Source organism: Pantoea sp. EKM20T, from assembly GCF_011800485.1.
GTDB classification, from domain to species: domain Bacteria; phylum Pseudomonadota; class Gammaproteobacteria; order Enterobacterales; family Enterobacteriaceae; genus Pantoea; species Pantoea agglomerans.
The window spans coordinates 71969-91715 of record NZ_JAALFW010000011.1; the positions used below are offsets into that span (position 1 = coordinate 71969).

Annotated in this window: 16 protein-coding genes; 11 read left to right on the plus strand and 5 right to left on the minus strand. The window is 52.2% G+C overall.

From position 1 onward, the window contains the following. Positions 1 to 49 precede the first annotated feature (49 nt). The 3 genes from HFD94_RS17825 (at position 50) to HFD94_RS17835 (ending at position 4609) form a co-directional block, all read left to right on the plus strand. Entirely contained in the window at positions 50 to 2377 is a 2328-nt protein-coding gene (locus HFD94_RS17825) for an FdhF/YdeP family oxidoreductase (protein ID WP_033770142.1), read from the plus strand. Between the two features lie 238 nt (positions 2378 to 2615). Next, entirely contained in the window at positions 2616 to 3731 is a 1116-nt protein-coding gene (locus tag HFD94_RS17830; RefSeq protein ID WP_167433347.1) for a metallophosphoesterase, read from the plus strand. Between the two features lie 77 nt (positions 3732 to 3808). Further along, a complete protein-coding gene (locus HFD94_RS17835; protein ID WP_010671947.1) occupies positions 3809 to 4609 on the plus strand; it encodes an MBL fold metallo-hydrolase in 801 nt (266 codons plus the stop codon). Positions 4610 to 4664: 55 nt separating this feature from the next. Here the strand turns inward: HFD94_RS17835 and HFD94_RS17840 are convergent, their stop codons facing one another. Together HFD94_RS17840 and HFD94_RS17845 are read right to left on the minus strand one after the other, a co-directional pair. Next, positions 4665 to 6590: a methyl-accepting chemotaxis protein gene (locus tag HFD94_RS17840; RefSeq protein WP_050680262.1), complete on the minus strand. Its 1926-nt coding sequence runs from the start codon at positions 6588 to 6590 to the stop codon at positions 4665 to 4667. A gap of 602 nt (positions 6591 to 7192) precedes the next feature. Then, positions 7193 to 8851, minus strand: a complete 1659-nt coding sequence (locus tag HFD94_RS17845; protein WP_060678839.1) for a methyl-accepting chemotaxis protein — start codon at positions 8849 to 8851, stop codon at positions 7193 to 7195. A gap of 642 nt (positions 8852 to 9493) precedes the next feature. Here HFD94_RS17845 and HFD94_RS17850 point away from each other — a divergent pair. Then, positions 9494 to 9823 carry a hypothetical protein gene (locus HFD94_RS17850; RefSeq protein ID WP_010256979.1) on the plus strand — a complete coding sequence of 110 codons (330 nt, stop codon included), beginning with the start codon at positions 9494 to 9496 and terminating at the stop codon, positions 9821 to 9823. A 75-nt stretch (positions 9824 to 9898) separates the two neighbouring features. On the opposite strand, the gene HFD94_RS23055 is transcribed toward HFD94_RS17850, so the two are convergent. Beyond that, positions 9899 to 10132 carry a DNA polymerase V subunit gene (locus HFD94_RS23055; RefSeq protein ID WP_243234793.1) on the minus strand — a complete coding sequence of 78 codons (234 nt, stop codon included), beginning with the start codon at positions 10130 to 10132 and terminating at the stop codon, positions 9899 to 9901. A 959-nt stretch (positions 10133 to 11091) separates the two neighbouring features. On the opposite strand from HFD94_RS23055, the gene HFD94_RS17855 reads away from it, so the two are divergent. The 3 genes from HFD94_RS17855 (at position 11092) to HFD94_RS17865 (ending at position 13650) form a co-directional block, all read left to right on the plus strand. Beyond that, entirely contained in the window at positions 11092 to 12309 is a 1218-nt protein-coding gene (locus HFD94_RS17855; protein WP_022624239.1) for a diguanylate phosphodiesterase, read from the plus strand. A 171-nt stretch (positions 12310 to 12480) separates the two neighbouring features. After that, complete coding sequence (locus tag HFD94_RS17860; RefSeq protein ID WP_010256969.1) at positions 12481 to 12690, plus strand: CsbD family protein; 210 nt, start codon at positions 12481 to 12483, stop codon at positions 12688 to 12690. A gap of 195 nt (positions 12691 to 12885) precedes the next feature. Continuing rightward, on the plus strand, positions 12886 to 13650 hold the full coding sequence (locus tag HFD94_RS17865; RefSeq protein WP_010256962.1) for a MerR family transcriptional regulator: 765 nt from the start codon (positions 12886 to 12888) through the stop codon (positions 13648 to 13650). A gap of 73 nt (positions 13651 to 13723) precedes the next feature. Here the strand turns inward: HFD94_RS17865 and HFD94_RS17870 are convergent, their stop codons facing one another. Beyond that, positions 13724 to 14212: an Hsp20 family protein gene (locus HFD94_RS17870; RefSeq protein ID WP_010256958.1), complete on the minus strand. Its 489-nt coding sequence runs from the start codon at positions 14210 to 14212 to the stop codon at positions 13724 to 13726. 175 nt (positions 14213 to 14387) lie between these two features. Further along, positions 14388 to 14627, minus strand: coding sequence for a hypothetical protein (locus tag HFD94_RS17875; protein WP_022624236.1), 240 nt, complete (start codon positions 14625 to 14627; stop codon positions 14388 to 14390). Between the two features lie 368 nt (positions 14628 to 14995). Between HFD94_RS17875 and HFD94_RS17880 the strand changes: the two genes are divergently transcribed. The 4 genes from HFD94_RS17880 (at position 14996) to HFD94_RS17895 (ending at position 19373) form a co-directional block, all read left to right on the plus strand. Next, positions 14996 to 15220, plus strand: a complete 225-nt coding sequence (locus HFD94_RS17880) for a DUF3606 domain-containing protein (protein WP_010256955.1) — start codon at positions 14996 to 14998, stop codon at positions 15218 to 15220. A gap of 520 nt (positions 15221 to 15740) precedes the next feature. Further along, positions 15741 to 17525: a GGDEF and EAL domain-containing protein gene (locus HFD94_RS17885; RefSeq protein ID WP_167433348.1), complete on the plus strand. Its 1785-nt coding sequence runs from the start codon at positions 15741 to 15743 to the stop codon at positions 17523 to 17525. 199 nt (positions 17526 to 17724) lie between these two features. Further along, positions 17725 to 17934 (plus strand): YdgH/BhsA/McbA-like domain containing protein, encoded by a 210-nt coding sequence (locus tag HFD94_RS17890; protein ID WP_022624235.1) that lies wholly within the window; start codon positions 17725 to 17727, stop codon positions 17932 to 17934. Between the two features lie 251 nt (positions 17935 to 18185). Further along, complete coding sequence (locus HFD94_RS17895; protein WP_132499684.1) at positions 18186 to 19373, plus strand: diguanylate phosphodiesterase; 1188 nt, start codon at positions 18186 to 18188, stop codon at positions 19371 to 19373. Positions 19374 to 19747: the final 374 nt, after the last annotated feature.

Genomic DNA, 19747 nt, shown 5'->3' on the forward strand with positions numbered 1-19747 from the left:
ATTTCTGTACCAGGCTTAACAAATAACAACAGAGACAATGTGGAGCATTATGAAAGAGCAAAATCGCACAAATGGCATCGCTCCTTATGGGGGTGCCGCCGGAGGCTGGGGCGCACTGAAGGCGGTTGCCGATGCTATCCGCGGCCAGATGTCTGTGAAGCAGGATGTGATCGCCCTGTTTAAAGTCAACCAGCCGCAGGGCTTTGACTGTCCGGGCTGCGCCTGGCCCGACCCGCAACATGCCTCATCCTTTGAGTTCTGCGAAAACGGCGCAAAAGCCGTGTCCTGGGAAGCCACCAGCAAACGCACTACACCGGAATTTTTTGCCGCTCATACCGTGACTGAACTGTGGGAGCGCAGCGCACTGCATCTGGAGGGCGAAGGCCGCCTGACCCATCCGATGAAGTACGATGCCGCTACAGATACCTATCAGCCCATCGAATGGGAGACGGCATTCCGGGAGATTGGAGAACATCTGCGCAGCTACGACGATCCGGACAGCGTAGAGTTTTATACCTCGGGACGCGCCTCCAATGAAGCGGCGTTTCTGTGGCAACTCTTCGCCCGCGAATATGGCACCAATAACTTCCCCGACTGCTCAAACATGTGCCATGAACCGACCAGTGTCGGGCTGCCGGAGTCAATTGGCGTCGGCAAAGGGACGGTAGAGCTGGAAGATTTTGATCACTGCGACCTGGTGCTTTGTATCGGCCACAACCCAGGTACCAACCATCCGCGCATGCTGGGCACGCTACGGGAAGTGTCGAAACGCGGTGCCACTATTGTGGCGATCAACCCGCTGCGTGAACGTGGGCTTGAGCGCTTTACTTCGCCGCAGAGCCCGATTGAGATGCTGTCAATGAGCTCCACTGAGCTGGCCTCGACCTACTACAAGGTCAGGGTGGGCGGTGACGCAGCGATGTTGAAAGGGGTGATGAAGATCCTGCTCACTATGCACGAGGAGGCGCTGAGCAAAGGCGAACCCGGCGTGATTGATGAAGCATTTATTACTGAGCACACTGAAGGCTTTGACGCCCTGAAAGCCGACCTGGAAAGCACAGACTGGGAGCATATCCTGAAAGTCTCGGGCATGGCGCGTGAGGAAATCCAGCATATCGCCCGGCTGTACGCCAGCGCTGAACGTACCATCATCTGTTATGGCATGGGAATTACCCAGCACCAGTACGGCACTCAGAACGTGCAGCAAATCGCTAACCTGCTGCTGATGCGCGGCAATATCGGCAAGCCGGGTGCAGGTATCTGTCCGTTACGTGGTCACTCCAATGTGCAGGGCGATCGCACAGTGGGCATCACAGAGATCCCGCCGCAGTCGCTGCTGGATGGCATAGAGAGGGTGTTTGGTTTCCGCCCGCCGCAGAAGCATGGTCACGGCGCCATTGAGGCAATAAAGGCGATGCGCGACGGCAAAGCCAAAGCGTTGCTGTGTCTGGGCGGCAACCTGGCGGAAGCGATTTCCGATCCACAGGTCACGTTCCCGGCGATGCGCAATCTTGATCTGGTGGTACATATGGCGACCAAACTGAACCGCTCGCACCTGTTACTGGGTAAACATAATTATCTGCTGCCGGTGCTGGGCCGAACAGAGACCGATGTTCAGGCAACCGGCGCGCAGAGCGTCACCGTGGAAGATTCGATGTCGATGGTGCATGCCTCACGCGGTTCGCTGGATCCCGCCTCACCCCATCTGAAGTCTGAACCGGCGCTGGTCGCCTCACTGGCGAAGGCAACGCTGCCGGACAGCGTGGTTGACTGGTCGGCCATGGCAGCCGATTACAGCCGCATCCGCGATGCCATTGAAGCGGTGTTCCCGGCGTTTGAAAACTTCAATGAGAGGATTAAGCATCCGGGTGGATTCCGGCTCTATAACGCCGCCTCAGAGCGCGTATGGCTGACGCCATCTGGCCGTGCGCAGTTTAAAGTGATGCAGGGCATCAATGAAGATCCCCGGTCACTGAAGTGCCATGATCTGGTGCTCACTACCCTGCGCAGTCACGATCAGTACAACACCACGCTTTACGGGCTGAATGACCGCTATCGTGGCGTGACAGGCCGCCGCGATGTGCTGTTTATCAATGCAGAAGAGGCGGAGAAGCGACAGTTACGGGTCGGTGACCGTGTCGATCTGATGGCGCTGGACCCGGATGGCAATCCCACTTCGCGCCAGATGAAAAACCTGACCATCGTGATTATTGATATGGCCCCAGGTTCGGTCGGCGCTTACTATCCGGAGGCCAATGTGATGGTTCCGCTTGACAGCCACGATACCAAAAGCGGCATTCCCGCCTATAAAAGCATTCCGATATCCATGACTCGTGTAACTGACGAGACCCGGACGACCTCAGGCGTTTTACGCTAGTCAGGCGGCTCAATACGTGAATGTTGCCAGCGTGGCCGGTGCTCCGGTCACGCTGTTTTCATTATTGCGCCCTGAAGTTTTATCGATCCTCTCTGCCTGCTTTACCGCCTGTAAAGCACCCGACGTGAAGCAAGCCTGACGGTAACATCATATACACTACAGTCCTGAAAACGGCTCAATAAAACGATCGACTCTTTTTTGCCTGCGCAGATGTTCAGCGCCCTACCGGAAAAATGCCATGTTTCACCTGATTTTCAGCTTACCCAGCTGGTATGTAATTGCGCGCGTCATTATTCCTTTATCCCTGCCACTTGTCGTAAAGATCCTCCTCTCCGCTCTGGTGCTGCTGGCGTCACAATATCTTCTGGTGAGCCGTTTTACCTCGGGCGGGATCTTCTCCGCTGAAATGCCCCGCATCATCATCATTCTGTTTAACTGGGCGTACAGCACCGTGCTGCTGCTGGCGCTGCTTCAGATGCTGATGGATGCGGTTATGCTGATTGCCCTGCTGTTGCGTCATCCGCTGGAGCTGGTTCCCGGTGTTCGCTATCTGGCCGTTGTGCTGGCGATGGGACTGGCTGCCTTTGGCGTTCAGCAGGCGATACGCGTGCCGCCGGTCAAAGAGGTGACTCTTGCGCTGCCCAACCTGCCCGCTGAATTCGATGGCTATCAGCTGCTGCAGCTGACCGATCTGCATATCACCCGGTTGTTTAATGCGGCCTGGACCGCCGCAATGGTTGAACGGGCAATGTCTCTCAAAGCCGATCTGATTGTGGTCACGGGCGATGTGATCGATGGCAGCCTGGCGCATCGGCGGCAGGACGTTGCGCCGCTGCGCGGGCTGGCAGCGCCTGACGGCGTATGGGCTATCACCGGCAACCATGAATATTTCTTCCATCAGGCAATCTGGACGGCGCATCTGGCCTCACTGGGTCTGCAACCTCTGCTCAACAGCCATACCGTGATCCAGCGCGGAACCGCAAAGCTGGTGATTGCCGGCCTGCCGGACGCCTCCGCACCCGGCAGAAACGCGGTCGGCCCGGATCTGGCCCGCGCGCTGGAACAGGCACCTGAAAACGCGCCGGTAATCCTGCTGGATCACCAGCCACGCAATGCACGCCAGAACGCAGCGCAGGGCGTGGATGTGCAGCTCTCAGGACATACGCATGGCGGCCTGATTATCGGGCTGGACAGGCTGTTTGCTAAACCCAACGCCGGGTTTGTTTCCGGGCTTTATCAGGTCGGCGGAATGCAGCTCTATGTGAATAACGGCACGGCACTCTGGCCAGGCATGGCGGTGAGGCTGGGTCGTCCCTCAGAACTCACCCGGATTACCCTTCGCCGCCAGCCGTAATCGCGTAACAAAATGGCGTCAGGAAAGTGCGGTTTTCGCAGGTGTGCATAAGATTGAGTGAGACAAAGGAGATCACCATGACGATGTTATGTACCGCCTGCGGAACAGCTTATCCCGCTCATTCCACTCATCAGCACTGTAAAATCTGTGATGATGAACGCCAGTACGTTCCAGCCGCCGGTCAGCGCTGGATCGCGTTTGATGAACTGCGCGCCAGCCACGCCAATAAGTGGACGGCTCACAGCGATGCGCTGTTAAGTCTTAAAACCGTGCCTGAGTTTGCTATCAACCAGCGCGCTTTTCTGCTGCGCACGCCGCATGGCAACGTACTGTGGGACTGCATTGCCAACCTTGATGATGCCACCTACACGCTGATCGCGGCGCTGGGCGGCATTGATGCTATCGCGATTTCACATCCGCACTACTACACCACCATGCAGGAGTGGGCTGAAGCGTTTAATGCGCCCATTCATCTGCACGCCCGGGATCGCCAATGGATTGTGCGGAAGAGTCCGCATATCCAGTTATGGCAGGGCGAGTCGCTGACGCTGATGCCCTCTGTGACGCTGTTACGGCTGGGCGGCCATTTTCCCGGCGGCAGCGTGCTGCACTGGGACGAAGGTGATGGGATGATTCTGGCGGGTGATATTATCCAGGTCACGCCGGGTGCGCATGGCGTGTCGTTTATGTGGAGCTACCCGAATATGCTGCCGCTGTCAGCCGCTACGGTAGGCGACATACTGCATAGGCTCTCCGGCGTGACATTCGGGCAACTGTATGGCGCGTTTGAAGGGCAGGATATCCATCAGCAGGCAAAAGAGAAGGTGATGCGGTCGGGAGAGAAGTATCTGGCCTGTCTGCAGGATCATCAGGCGTAGCGCGGAATAAACGCTGAGAAGAGAACAGCCGCCCACAGGCGGCTGTTTAACACCATTATGCGGTCTGGAACACCGCAACCATCGTACGTAACTGCCCTGCGCGCGCGGCGAGTTCATCAGCTGAGGAGGCCGACTCTTCTACCAGCACGGCGTTCTGCTGCGTCACCTGATCCATCTGGTTCACCGCAATATTGACCTGCGAGATGCCACTGCTCTGCTCTTCGGATGAAGAAGTGATGTCGCGCATCAGCTGAGAGGTCTGTTCAATGGCGCTGACGCTCTGTTTCACCTTATCGCCAGCGTTCTGCGCCATGGCGATCCCTTCCTGCGCGTGGCCGACCGACTGCTCAATCAGACCTTTGATCTCTTTAGCTGCACTGGCTGAACGTTGTGCCAGTGCCCGCACTTCCGATGCAACAACCGCAAAACCTTTACCCTGCTCACCGGCGCGTGCCGCTTCCACGGCCGCATTCAGTGCCAGAATGTTGGTCTGGAAGGCGATACTGTCGATCACCGATGTAATCTCTTCAATTTTACCTGAGCTGCCACGAATTTTGTGCATGGTCTCCATCACCGAATCCATTGCTGCACCACTGGAGAGTGCAGCCTGCGTGGCAGATTCTGCACGGGCAGAGGCAAAGCGCGTGTTATCCGCGTTCTGCTGAATGATTGCCGCCAGCTGCTCCATGCTGGCAGCCGTTTCAGCCAGTGAAGCCGCCTGTTGCTCGGTGCGCGACGACAGATCGCCATTGCCACGGGCAATCTCTTCTGAGGAGTTGGCGATGGTAGCCGCGTTACCTTTGATATCCGACACCAGCTGAGCAAGACGCTGCTGCATCCGCATCAGTGCATTCAGAAGCTCAGCCATCTCATTGCTGCCGGAAACGTTCAGCTGTGCCGTCAGATCGCCCGCCGCGACGCGGCTGGCAACTTCAACTGCTTCTTTAACCGGACGGGTCACTGAACGGGTAATCATGACGGCCAGCAGAATGGCCAGCAGCGCGACAGCAAACAGACCTGCCAGTAACAGATACTGCGCATAGCGGCGTTCCTGGATCTGCGTCTGCATCATTCCTTCCAGACGATGGCTGGTTTGTTCACCCAGCTCGCCGTAACGGTTAATCGCCTGGGTAAAGACCCGCACATAGTCAACCGGCGTCACGCTGGCGTGACCGCTGACAAAGACACTATCAGCCAGATTCAGTGCACTCAGCGCCTGCTGGTTCGCATCCTGTGCCAGATTGCCAAAGGTGGTTTTAAGATCTGGCTCAATGGAAAATACTTTATCCATGTTGCCGCTAAACTGTCTCAGCGCCGTTTTGCCATAATCAAGCTGAAATGCCATGCGGCTGCGATCGGCATCCGACACATTCCCACCCGCAATCAGCGACGTGCCGCTAGCACGAATCTGTCCCAGCGTTTCAGTCAGTTGCGGCAGGCGACTAAAGATACTGACAATCAGCTGGTAGGTATTCAGATCGGCATCCAGCGATAGCTGATAGAAATCAAGTACATCCTGGTTCGTATCGAGTAGCACCTGAATCAGCTGAGCATGTCGCGTCAGGCTGGTTGCCAGGGTCAGTTTGCCCGCGTTAATATCGTTCTGCAGCTGGCTCCACTCCTGATTAACCCGCTCCAGCCGTTTCAGCGGCTGCGCCTGCTCATTATTCTGACGTAATTCGTCAGCAATCGTCTGAGATAAGCGATTAACCTCACTGACCAACGCCATACGTGGCGCGTTATCTGGTTTGTTCAGCGAGATAGCGATCGCACTTTCCGCACGGTGCCGCTGCAGCAGGTTCAGCAACTTGAGCACCTTTCTTTCGACCGGTATACCGGTCAGTTCCACATTCTTTGTATCAATAAGCTGGTTGCCCGTCTGAATAAACAGAAAGGTGGGTAAAATAAACAGCACCAGCGCAAAGGATCCGAGTAACAGGAATTTCGCTGGCAAATTAATCCGGTCGAGTATTTTTTTCATTCTTTTCCGCTCTGATGTGTGAGACGTGCAGGTGTGTAGCGCACGAAATAGCTTTCGTAATATTATTTTTACCGTTTCTTTGACATAGCCAGAGATGCCTCATGCAGCACAATGTCGCTATGAAGAAAGGAGTTTCGTATAAAAATCAGAAGTACATATAACACGGAAGGGAGTATAGATTGCGCTGCGTTATTTTACAGTGAATAAAATGACAATATTTACTTCAATATTCACCTAAGCCAAACTTGAAAAATATCCTTAAAAATCATAAAATTGAAATAAAAACACCTGACAAAAATCATTAAGCCACAAGCCTGACTTCAGCGTTATTGTTTTGAAGATAAAGAAATTCAAGTTGCGTCATGAATAGCCGATAACTGACATCCTGCCTGTATCTGACTCATTATCACCAGACTATCAAAACAAATATCTACGCCCGGCAAATTCTAATTTAAACCTTATAACCCTAAAGAGTTACCTGCACTTTTATAATGAAATCGATTTCATTTTATATTTATTTCAGAAAAAGTCGTTTATTTATTCTGATTAATGATAAAAAAAAGCCCCCACATTGTGGAGGCCCTTAAGTTACTGCTCAACCATTAAAAACTTTCCCAGTTCGCCTTAGTCAGGTCGATGGTCTGCTGCTCAGGCTGCTTTGTGTGTAATACCGGACGCCGTACTGCAGCGGTCTGCTGCGACTGCACTGCACGGTGATTGCTTTCCAGCTTAAAGGTCGCCACCAGTCCTGACAGCGTTTCTGCCTGCTCCTGCAGCGACTTAGAGGCGGATGAGGCCTCTTCCACCAGTGAGGCGTTCTGTTGCGTCACTTCATCCATCTGACCAATGGCCTGATGAACCTGTTCAATGCCTTTACTCTGCTCAGAGGTAGCCGCCGCAATCTCATTGACCAGATCGGCCACCTGCTGAATCGCCTGACGGACATTTTCACTGTTAGATCCAACGCCGCTGGCCTGCTCTAAACCGTGTTCGACCTGTGAAACCGATGTTGAGATAAGATCCTTAATTTCACGGGCGGCAGAAGAGGAGCGCTGCGCCAGATTGCGCACTTCAGAGGCAACAACGGCGAAGCCGCGACCATGCTCGCCCGCACGCGCTGCCTCGACTGCCGCATTCAGCGCCAGAATATTGGTCTGAAACGCGATGCCTTCAATCAGTCCGGTAATTTCAGAGATTTTGGCAGAGCTGGCGCGGATTTCATCCATGGTACTTAGCATCTGCTTCACCGCCGTCCCATTCTGGATTGACATGTGATTCGCGTTATTTGCCAGGCTGCTGGCCTGTTGCGCACCCTCTGAGTTCTGTCGCACCGTTTCGCTCAGTGTCGCCATGCTGGCTGAGGTTTGCTCCAGTGAAGCCGCCTGTTCTTCCGTGCGTGCAGAGAGATCTTCGTTGCCCGCCGCTATCTGCGTTGATCCGGTACTCACCGATTGCGCGGCGTGACTGACGGAAAGCAACGTGCCGGAGACGCGTGCCAGCAGCTGATTAAATGCCATCGCCGTTTTGCCGATCTCATCCTTACTGCGGACCTCCGCGGTATGAGTCAGGTCGAGGGTATGACTCACCTGCGTCATGGTATTGACCATGCCTGAGAGGCTCTTTTTGATGCCGAGAATCACCTTAGTGGAGAAACCGGCCAGTATCAGAATAAGCAGCAGCGATCCGCCAGACATCGCCCACAGGGTCTGGCTATAAACGCGCTTGTTCTCCGCCCTGAGCTGTTCGCCAATATCGATATTCAGCTGAATCTGACGGGTGAAATCCGCTTCCATCTTACGGGATGCGGCACCAATACCGCCCTCACTCTGCAATAATGGCAGCGTGACCGCATCATTATGGGCGCGTGACGCGGCAAGGAATGCCGGCAATGCGCTGCGGACCGCATCCAGATTTTTATAGGCCTGTTCCGTCATCGCCTTATCTTCATCGCTGGAGATGTCGTTAGCCATGTAGTAATCATTGAGCGACTTAATCTGCGTAAGCAGATTCTCAATGCGCTCTTCCGCAGCAGGGAATTTTGCCGCATCGCTGGTGCTGTGGTGGCGATAAAGCGCAATACCCAACTGATTGGTCACGCTGATCGATTTATTGAGATCGCGAATGCTGGGTATTGCGTTCATCTGTACATATTCAAAGCGGGATTGAAAGCCCGAAATTACTGATAAAGAGATAATCACCAGCGCAATCAGTGACATTGCAAGCAGTGAGAAAATCAATACCAGACGTTGTGTAATAGTCATACTTGCCCCCGGCAAAAAAAGAATAATCTGGACATAATTTAAAGTTGGATCGTTCTTATCGGCTCTTGTCTGCAGGGCTTTAATTAAGCATGGCGAATATATTTTTTTATTTTTCCTTGCGAATGGTACAGAGTGAACTAGCCAGAACACTACTCTGCCATTTATTCATTTTTATTTTGACACACCTTTTTACATCTCATCATCTGAGATAAATTTGCCACATCTCCTGTCAGAAGATTTCCACTGCCGGATGGTCACAATGAAGCGGAAGCAGCCATTAATTTGGATCTGATAATTAGCCCGCTAATTCAACAGCGATGCTGATGATAATTGTTAAGGAGAAGGCGATTTAAATTCGTGGGATACCGTCGCAGACGCAGCAAAGGCAGGGCTTGTAAAGCTGAAGAGCTGAAGGGGTGAAAAACCAGCATGACAGTCTGTCATCAGATTTTCTGATAAGAGGATGACTGGCTACCTGTCAGATAACAGGCGACGGTGGGAGATTTTAGCCTTTTGTGTCAGGGCCAGATTAAATCAGTGAAATCGCTGGCGGAATGCTGAATCTGGTCTATGCTCACTGGCCCGACCAGGCTTTAGTCTGTTGGGTAGCAATAACGCTTAAAATAAAAAAAGGTAGTCGTCATGGATTTAGCCACATTTGAAACCAGAACCGGTCTTTGGCCACACATGCAGTTTACGGATGTTGAATATGAAGTGTGCAGCGCAGGTGTAGAGATCTATGCCATTGATGTCAGTCGTCAGACCAAGAGCAAGCTATTTATCTGTCGTGTCACCAACGAGCAGCAGGCAGCGTCGCTAACGGCACAGTTCAAAGAGTGGTTGCCGAAGTTAAAGCTTAAAAAACGCAAAGTCGCATTGAATCTGGCGCGCATGGCGTGCGAGAAGAGCTTCCCCGCGAATCCTAAATTCCAGGATCGGTCTGACATGCGTCGGAACACATCCAGGCTCTGATGCCTGCTTCAGCCTGTATCTGTTACAGCAGTCAGGCTGAAACCCTTTCTTATCCTGTCTGCGCTGCGGCACGTTTTAATCACGCGCCGCAGGCACACGGAACAGTCGACATTCTCCAGGCTCAATTGAGATATCACTGAAAGTCGTGATATGCATCTCGATCCAGATATTCGCGGCCCGAAGCGTGTGAGGTGATTTGCGTTGTTCCAGTTCAGCCACAAAATCCCGGGTACTCACTGTGCACTGACCGGTATCATCCCGCCTCATCGCTTCTCTGAATGCTGACCAGACCTCATCATCCTGTGACATCTCTACCCCACACCGGCTCTCAATCGATAATATGCTGTATATATAAACAGTACAATTATTCGCTTTAAGGGTCAAGTCTGCTCTGTTTACCAGTCTCAGATCGCTAAGCAATGGCTTAATTGTGGCCATTTATAGCAGAAGCAGCAGCCGAAACAGGACTTTAATCCTAATCTTAGAAATCGTTTTCATATCTGATTAAGGTATTGATTTAAATAGCCATTGAATATTGTTAGCTTTTTAATTGTTTGATATCTAATTAAAAAAAGAGTTAACCGTAGCGGCATAAACATCGTTTTTGCCCTATCTTTGAATGGCTCTGTAATGAAATCCACTTCTTTTACAGAGCGATCTGACTCCTACCCTTGCCCCCTTTTACAGGGGGCACTTTTTTCAGATAAGGCAGATATCAACATCTGATTGTCTCTGCAGACCGACAACGTTCATGCGTTGCTGACTACTGTGCTGATGACGTTAAGGGAGTGTCTGGAAAAGTGGTTGATTTGTAACCTGATAATTCATTGGTTGTGCTGACATCGCCTGAAGCCTGAAACAGTGGATTGAATCTCAAAACAATTTTCCGAAATAGCAAATAAACGGATTTTTTACCCGCTTAAAAGCCTCGCCAGAATGACGTGGTAAGGAGAATAAAAAGTGCGTAATAATCTGGCAATATCAGATTGACCAGCGCCTCACCAGGGATGCTGTAACGTTATAATAATGCGCTATATCTGCTGTTCGCCCCCGATTTTATGGGGGTTTTTCTTTTCCCTTCATTTCTATGCCCGGTTATTGCCGCACTGCGATCTGATGTCCTGATTGTCGAATCCTTTAGTACTACCTGAATCTACGATTAAATTAATGCTGCAAATATAACGGCATAATGGTCGTAGTTGTGCCCTTAACCAGCAATATTTCTGTGATATGTTTAATCAGTAACTTTCTGCCACGTGAGTCTGATTATGCTCTCCACCCTTATTTACCGTAGCCAGCTTGCGGGTTCTGTCTCGCCAGAGAGATTGAAAGCGCTGGTGGAGCGCGCCAGTATCAAAAATGCTGAGGCTGAAGTCACCGGGATACTGCTCTATGACGGACAGCACTTTTTTCAGGTGCTGGAGGGTAGCGTCGACAACGTTCACACGGTTTTCCAGCGTATCAGTCAGGATGAGCGGCATTTTAACCTGATTGAGCTGATGCGGGATTACGCCCCTGCGCGTCGCTTCGGTCATGCCGGTATGGCCTTATTTGATTTACGTGATTATCAGAAACACACCGTAGTGGATGCCCTGCTTAAGCGGGTCACCCTGAGTGATGAACGGATCAGAGATGACCGGGTGGTGAAGTTCCTGCGTTCTTTCGTCGAGGGGCGGGATAAAGAGACGTTTATCAAAATTGATCCTGCCAGTCAGTGGACGCTGACAACACCCGTCACCTCCGAATCTCAGCCAGCCTGGCAACCGGCACCGGGTCAGCGTTGTGAATTTGCGCTACAGCCTATTGTGGATACAGCAAATCGCCGGATTGTCTCCTGTGAAGCCTTGATACGTGGCCAGCACGGCACATCGCCCGCTGATTACTTTTCGCAGTTGCCAGAAAGCGAGCGCTATCAGGGCGATCTGCACTCTAAAACCTACGCTTTCCAGCTGGCCAGACATCTGGGGTTGCGCGAGCAGACGCTCTCCGTCAACCTGCTGCCCATGTCGCTGGTGGTAATCGATAATGCTGTTGAACATCTTATCCAGCAGATCAGGCAGCAGGGATTGCGACCAGAGCAGGTGGTGGTTGAGGTGACCGAAGATGAGATCATCTCGCGCTTCGACGCATTCCAGTTTGCTGTCCAGCAGCTGAAAGCGGCCGGGATCAGCCTGGCGCTCGACGATTTTGGCGCCGGTTTCGCTGGCCTGTCGCTGTTAGCAGATTTCCAGCCCGACAAAGTGAAAATCGATCGCAAGCTGATCACCGATATCCACCGCAGTGGCCCGCGTCAGGCGATTGTGATGGCCATCATTAAATGCTGTCAGGCACTGGAAATTACGGTTATTGCGGAAGGGGTTGAAAAAATTGAAGAGTGGCTCTGGCTGGAAGGTGCCGGGGTACGCTATTACCAGGGCTTTCTGTTTGCCCGTCCAGCCCTCAATGCCCTGCCTGCAGTAAGCTGGCCAGCACGACGCCCGGAATAGACCCCGCCGTGATAATCCCCTTTCCTTCCCTTTTGCCCATAATTTGATGCGGCTCACACCGCTTCGCTGCAAAAAGCAAAAGCTGTGCCATGCTTGATTCATCTGACAGCCTTCAGGCAACACAGATATTCATCAGGTCACTGGACAACAACCGGAAATGGGAGAGTCACCATGAACGAAGATCGCATTGGCGGTAACTGGAAGCAGTTCAAAGGTAAAGTTAAGGAAAAATGGGGTGATCTTACGGATGACGATATGACCGTTGTAGAAGGGAAGCGCGATCAGCTGGTCGGTAAAATTCAGGAACGCTACGGCTACGAGAAAGATCGTGCCGAAAAAGAAGTGAAAGAGTGGGAAGATTCCAACAAGTACCACTGGTAACGTGTGCTTAATCGCCGGGCGTCTCTGCGTCCGGCATCTGCTCTGTACCCCTGTTTAATCCCCCTCACCCACTGCCCTCTCTGCACCCGATACACCAGCAGATTTTGGAAATGATTGTTTCTTTATTTATTCCTGACGCGCATACTGCGTCATCTTCCCTGTTCATGGGATCTCAATGCCTTCCGGATATCAATTATGCCTCAGCACTCTACCGACACCGTATGTGGTCTCGTCGGTGTTCTTCCTGAAACTCTGCGCCGCTGGCGCCGTGCCGGGCTGATAACGCCGCCTGGCCCTGCTGGTTACTCAGATAATCAGCTTACGCGTGCGCTCTGTGTGCGTGAAATGACCTCAGGGGGTCATACGCTTTTTGATATCCATACTGCATTTAACTGGCCCAGCGTTGCGCTGCCTGGCGGCTGGGCCTGCCGGGAAGAGGATATGTTGCACCTGCTGGCGCATAATACGGACGCAGATGTTGATCGCGAACTACAGATGATGAATACCGACTATTGTGGTGATGATTATGTTAATCGCTACCTGCGGCCGCTCAACCTCTGGCTGCGCACTGACCTCAGCGAAGGTGCGGCGCGGCGCCAGCAGCGCTTTCATTCAGCGGTAGTCAGTCAGTGGGAGCGCCTGGCGCTGGCCTCACAACGACGCAGCACCGTACCGCTGTTTCTTGAAGCAGTCAGCGTCACAGATGAAACCGAGATCTGGATGGAAGCGATACGGCTTAACGGACAGGGCTTTCGGGTTGAAGTTGCAGCAGATGCGTCAGGTATCCCCGCCGTGGCGCAACGCCGCTTTGAGCATCATCTGATGTGGTGTGGTGATGGTATCAGTGCATCGATGAAGGCTGCATTTCACTCCAGTCTTGAGGCGGGTGAACCGATCATGCTGACCGGAACGAATACCGGCTTACCGTCGCAAATCAGCCTTATGGCAGCCAGCGCCTGAACTCTTTTGACTTTCTTACCTGCCAGTGAATAAAAAGGCGGAAACAGCCTGTGCCGTTTCCGCCCTGTTCATATTACTGATGTTCAAGAGTACGTTGACCGCCGATCGCAATCGGGATACGGCGCGGTTTCTCGCTCTCCGGTATTTCCTGGATCAGATCAATGCTAAGCAGACCTTCCGCCAGGCTGGCTCCGGTGACCTTCATGTGCTCTGGAATGGAAAAGCTCAGCTGGAAATCGTGTCGGGAAATGCCGCGGTGGATCCAGCTGGTGTTCTCTTCCCGGGCCTCGCCAGACGCTTCCTGTGACGGTTTCTCTCTGTGACCGGCCACTGAAAGCCGTCCGCCTCGTAACTCGATCTCCAGTTCATGCTCTTTCCAGCCAGGTACACTGACGGTCAACGCATAGCGATTATCCTCTACCCGCTGCAGATCGTAAGCGGGAACCGACGTTACCGGGCTGTCGCCAGTAAGCTGACTGAACAATTTATCGATGCGATTAAAGCGGTCTGAAAAGACTGAATCAGACAGCGAAGGGAACACTGAAAATTGTTGTACTGACATGGTGATAATCTCCTGAACAGGTTCATCCAAAAGTTCATCTGATCGGGCTCATATTTCCGATCATCTCCATAAATAGGGATCAGTAGTCAGTTTTCAAGTTGGTAAATATAATTTTTTTACCGTTATCAGACAGCCGGTTACCACAGAAATAAATTTCAGGGTATTAACGCAGCCGTTACTTTTTGCTCTGAGGTGCAAGAGCAAAATGGGGATGACAGCCAGCCAGTAATAACAGCAACTCATATTCTCCCTGACTTAATAGTGTCGGGTTACCTGCGGCTTCTTTGGTTTGCCAGACGCGCAGGCTAAGGTCAAAACGCTCAGCAGCGCTCTGCTGTGAGAGCCCGGCGGCAAGACGAAGTTCACGCACATTACTCTGGACGACCACAGGCGGCCTGGGGGGACGATTCACCAAACAAAGACTCCTTCAACATGATTAAACCGCAAAGGCACAGCGCTTCACCATCAATAAAAGCGAAGCAACCTGAGAGCGGCCATAACGAAAAGACCACAGAATAATTGACTATTTTAAATAAATGTCAAATTTCAGGTTTAAAAATTATGCATGATTTTTTATAAGCGAAGCGGCATATTTCGCCCTGACGGAGACTTTTCTATTTCCATAGAGTGCTTTATTCCTCCTGCCAGGAATTATCCTGTTATTTGCCTTAAGGGCCATTCAGGGATTATTCCGCTACCTCAAGCGCCCTTTCTTCATCAGGATAGAGGTATAGCCTGAGGGTCATGTTCAGGCAGAATCATTGAAAAAGAGGAGGATAATGAATGAAAAATCCTATCCAGCGTCGCTCGCCCGACGATCTGTCGCAGGTGGAAATTCGTGAACAGTGGCAAATCACCTACTGGACCCAGGAACTGAGGACAACTCAGGAAAGGCTGACACGCGCGATCCGCGAGCGAGGGCCGCGGACCGAACAGGTTCGTGACTGGCTGGAGCAAAACCCGCCGCCACGTCGTCCGACACAATTCACACACGGCATGAAAGGTTAAATTGATTACTTTCTGAAGCGACGCGTTACTGGCAGTCTTGCGGTGGATTGACCTATAGCAGTCAGGAGTACACTGACAGGTCATATCTGCCGGTCTTCATCTTTACAGGCTTTTACCTGTATTTTTAATAGGTTATCTTCCTGATCAACCAGCGGATAGCGATCCGTCTCTGGCTGCAGACCTGTTTAATTGTAAAACTGACTTAGAAATAACATTAACCACCCTGAATGCTTATTCATCTCCTGATGGAACATAAACATTAACAACCGTAAAAACCCTCTCCTGGCTATATAAAATGTACAAATGTAAATAATCAGGCGCATCTTCGATTAAATTTTCGAATCGTAACAACCCCTTTAATGCGTTAAAGAAAATATTAAGAGACACCCGCTGCATAGTCCCTTATTATCCAGTTGAAAATAAAAAATCACGCCATATTTCCTGCCGCCCGAATCACATTTCGCTCCGGACAGTTTTCTTTTTTCGCTCCGTAATCAGCCGGTGCGGGGGTTCTACACACATGTTAAACAATTTAAACGGCGACAATGAGCGCCGCAGCCGCGCCTTACAGGCGTTGCGCGACCCTGATGAAAGCCGCGATGAAGTTCTCCGGAAGTTTGTCCGGTTAGCCAGTCAGGCCCTGGGTATCCCGGGCAGCTTTATATCGGTGCTGGATGATGAGTTCCAGACCGTTCGGGCATCACACAATTTTGAACTGCAACGCTCAACGCGTGCGGATTCACTTTGTCGCCACGTGGTTGATAGCGACAGTGCGGTGATCGTCCCTGATACTTATTACGATGCGCGTTTTGTCACGCATCCCCTGATCACTGGCTCACCCTTTATCCGCTTTTATGTCGGTGTGCCACTGAAAACACGCGATGGCATTATTCTGGGCACACTATGTGTGACCGACACCGAGCCGCATGCGTTTCCCAGTGACCAGGTGACGACCTTAACGCTGCTCTCTACGCTGGTAATGTCCTTTCTTGAAGCCTGGCACTCGGCGGGTTTTACCGATCCGGTGACCGGGCTGCCTAACCGTCAGCGCCTGATACGTGATTTGCAATATCTTGCCGTTGCCGGCGATACCACGCCACGCCGTCTGGTTCTGATTGATTGCATCGATATGTCGCGCGCTTATGAACTGGCCCGCACCATGGGAATGAGCCCGGTTGAGAGCCTGCTGAAAGATATGGCCACTCTGCTGCCGCTACGCCTGCGTCCGGCGGTTGGGGAGATGATCTATACGGTGGCCACCGGCCGCTTTGCTATCCTGACCCGAGCGGATAGCCGACTCAGTGCCGCGTGGGTAGCCGGTCGTCTGGAAGGTATCAGTGCGGACATGGATGAAGGTCTGTCGGTCGCGCTGACTCCCCATACCGGTGAGGCTGACTTTGTCGCTGGCAGCATGCCAGCATCTGAAATATTAGGCCGTGCGGTCAGTGCGTTGCATGAAGCGGTCGGCCGCGGACTGCCCTCTCAGCGCTTTGACGCTGAGGCTGAAACGCAGCGTTCAGAAGATTTCCTGCTGATGACCGATCTTAAAACGGCATTACGCGAGAACACCGGGCTGTATATGGTCTATCAGCCGAAAATTTGCCTGCAAAGTGGTAAACCCGTGGGTCTGGAAGCGCTTATCCGCTGGCAACATCCCAGCCGGGGCGAGCTTTCACCTGCCGCCTTTATCCCGCTGGCTGAGCAGACCGATCTGCTCTCTGTGCTGACAGCCTGGATTATCGATCGGGCGGTTGAGCGCCTTAGCCGGCTGAGGAATAACTGCATCCAGCTGCCGCTAACGATAAACGTCAGCGTACGTGACTTTGCGCGCGAGGGGTTCGCTTCAGCGCTGGAAAGTAAGATGGTCAAATCTAAGCTCCCAACCTCTCTGCTGGGAATCGAATGTCTGGAAACCGAACGTATCCTTGAAAGCCCGACCGCCCTGCTCGGGCTGGAGATGCTCAGAGCACGAGGATTCACTATTTCACTCGATGATTTCGGTTCCGGCTACAGCAATATCAGTTATCTGCGTCGCATGCCGTTTGATGTGATTAAGCTGGATCGTTCCCTGATCAGTGAGCTTTCCTCTGACACGGCTTCACGCATCATTGCACGCAGCATCATCGCCATGCTTAAAGAGCTGGACTATACCGTGGTGGCAGAAGGGGTTGAGTGTCCGGATGCAGTAACATCCCTGACCGAGTATGGCTGCGATCAGGCTCAGGGCTATTTCTATTCGAAGCCGTTGAACGAAGAAGCATTGGATCACTGGCTGCACTGGAAGCTGCGTGGCGAGTGTCATTAATCTGGAGCTGGCGCAATCTGATATCAGATTGCATTTTCAGCTATCAGATCGAGCTCTGATATTCCCTATAAGTCATATTCAAAATATTTGATCAATATCAGCAAAAGTTAGCTATATCAGTCTGGCGAGATCGCGCCTATCATTCATTCCATCGAGGCAAAACGCCTCTCCCTGACTGAAATACGCTAAGGAATTGACCATGAACTCCATCAAAACTTTCGTTGCTGTTACTGCACTCTCTCTGATTTCATTCGGTAGTTTTGCCCAGACTATTACCGCTACCGCGTCTACCCTGGATGCTGCTGAAGCGAAAGTCGCGGCACAGGCCAAAGATGCAGGTGCATCCTATAAAATTACCGGCGCACGCGTTGATAATCGAGCTTATGTCTCTGCTGAACTGATCAAATAACATTTACCCCTTCAATACGATGAGGCTGCCATTACGGCGGCCTTTTTTATTATGCAGGAAGCATAAGTTCGTCTGCTCAGGTTCAGCGTCTCTGATCCCATTACGATTGTTGGAACCGTGCCCCGTAATTTGCCGTTTCGCTTATTGCCACCTGCCGTGGTGCAGTCTGTGCGACAGTGAATAAGGAGAGATGAAACATTTTTTGAACAATGCTAGCTTGTGCGCAACAATCTTATAAAACGGAGCTGCACATGCTGACTACCATAATATACCGCAGCCATATTTCAGATGACTTTCCCATCAGAACCCTGCCCGCGATGGTCGACAACGCCAGCAAAATAAATGCGACTCACGACGTGACCGGCATATTATTATTTAACGGTACCCATTTTTTTCAATTGCTTGAGGGTCCGGAAGCAGGCATTCAGGCAGTCTATCAGAGGATTTGTGCAGATCGACGGCACCACAATGTGGTGGAGCTGATGCGCGACTATGCGCCTTACCGCCGCTTTGGTAATGCGGGCATGGCACTCTTTGACCTGCGTGAACACGATCGCTCATCGCTCCTGCAGGCCGTGCTGGATAAAGGGACGTCAAAATATCGTCTGACCTATGATGATCGGGCACTGCAATTCCTGCGCACGTTTGTAGAGTCTCGTGAGAAAGAGAACTATTACGAGGTCCTCCCGCCGGGTTACTGGGAGTTTATTTCTGAGCACAATGATGTGCCGGACTCCCGTCCGGAGACAGAAGGCGTCAGCTTTCGCCCGGTGGTGGATCCCCTCGCTCGTCAGGTCACAGCGATTGAGGCGACCACTCTGCGACCTGCTCCCGCCGACGACACCTCAGGCGATCAGCTTTATGTTAACGATCTGGAAACCGTGAAAAAGACGTTTGCCCATGCTGGCCTGGTCTGCCCGGACGGTATGACACTGTACGTCAGCCTGCTGCCTATGACGCTGGTGGTGATACCCAATGCCGTCGATCATATTATGGCCGCTATTCAGCAGGCGGGACTGGTTCCTGAGCAGGTTGTAGTTGGCGTAAGCGAAACCGCAGTGATCTCGCAGCTGGAAGCGTTCTCTGAAGCCGTACGCGCGCTAAAAGCGGTCGGAATCAGTCTGTCGATCGACAATTTTGGTGACGGCTCTGCGGGATTGTCCTTGCTGACTCACATTCAGCCCGACCGCATTCGTATTGATGCCGGTATCACCCGCGATGTTCATCGCAGTGGGCCAAAGCAGGCGGTGGTTCAGGCGATTATTAAATGCTGTTCCGCGCTGGAAATTACCGTCATCGCAGCAGGGATCGTACAGGCAGAAGAGTGGATGTGGCTGGAGGCTGCAGGTGTGATCAACTTCCAGGGCACGCTGTTCGCAGCCGCAGGGCGCTATGAAGCACAATCCGTTGCCTGGCCGGAATACCGGGAGGCGATGTAACACTCTCTGTCCCAATGGTGATAAAGCGGTACGTCAGCGCGAGGCCGCTTTCTTCACCGATGTCCTGCAGAGCAGTATCAAAGCCGCAGCGGCCCCGCTAAACACCTTCCCTCCCCCGCGCCCCCATCGGACCCGTTCTTGTGACAGGGATAACGGCAGCGCCTTCCTGATGGTTCTGGCCATACCTTAATCTCTGTACTCATTCTGGCTTAGCTCTATTTGATAACCACTGTAGCGAGTAAAGTTACCTGTTTAACTCTTCCAGTAAGCAAATCAGTGGCGGATCCTTTTTAGGATCGAACTTCATCGCCTATCCACTGTAGCGAGTAAAGTAACGATATTCAGGGTTCGGAAACCACTGTAGCGAGTAAGCA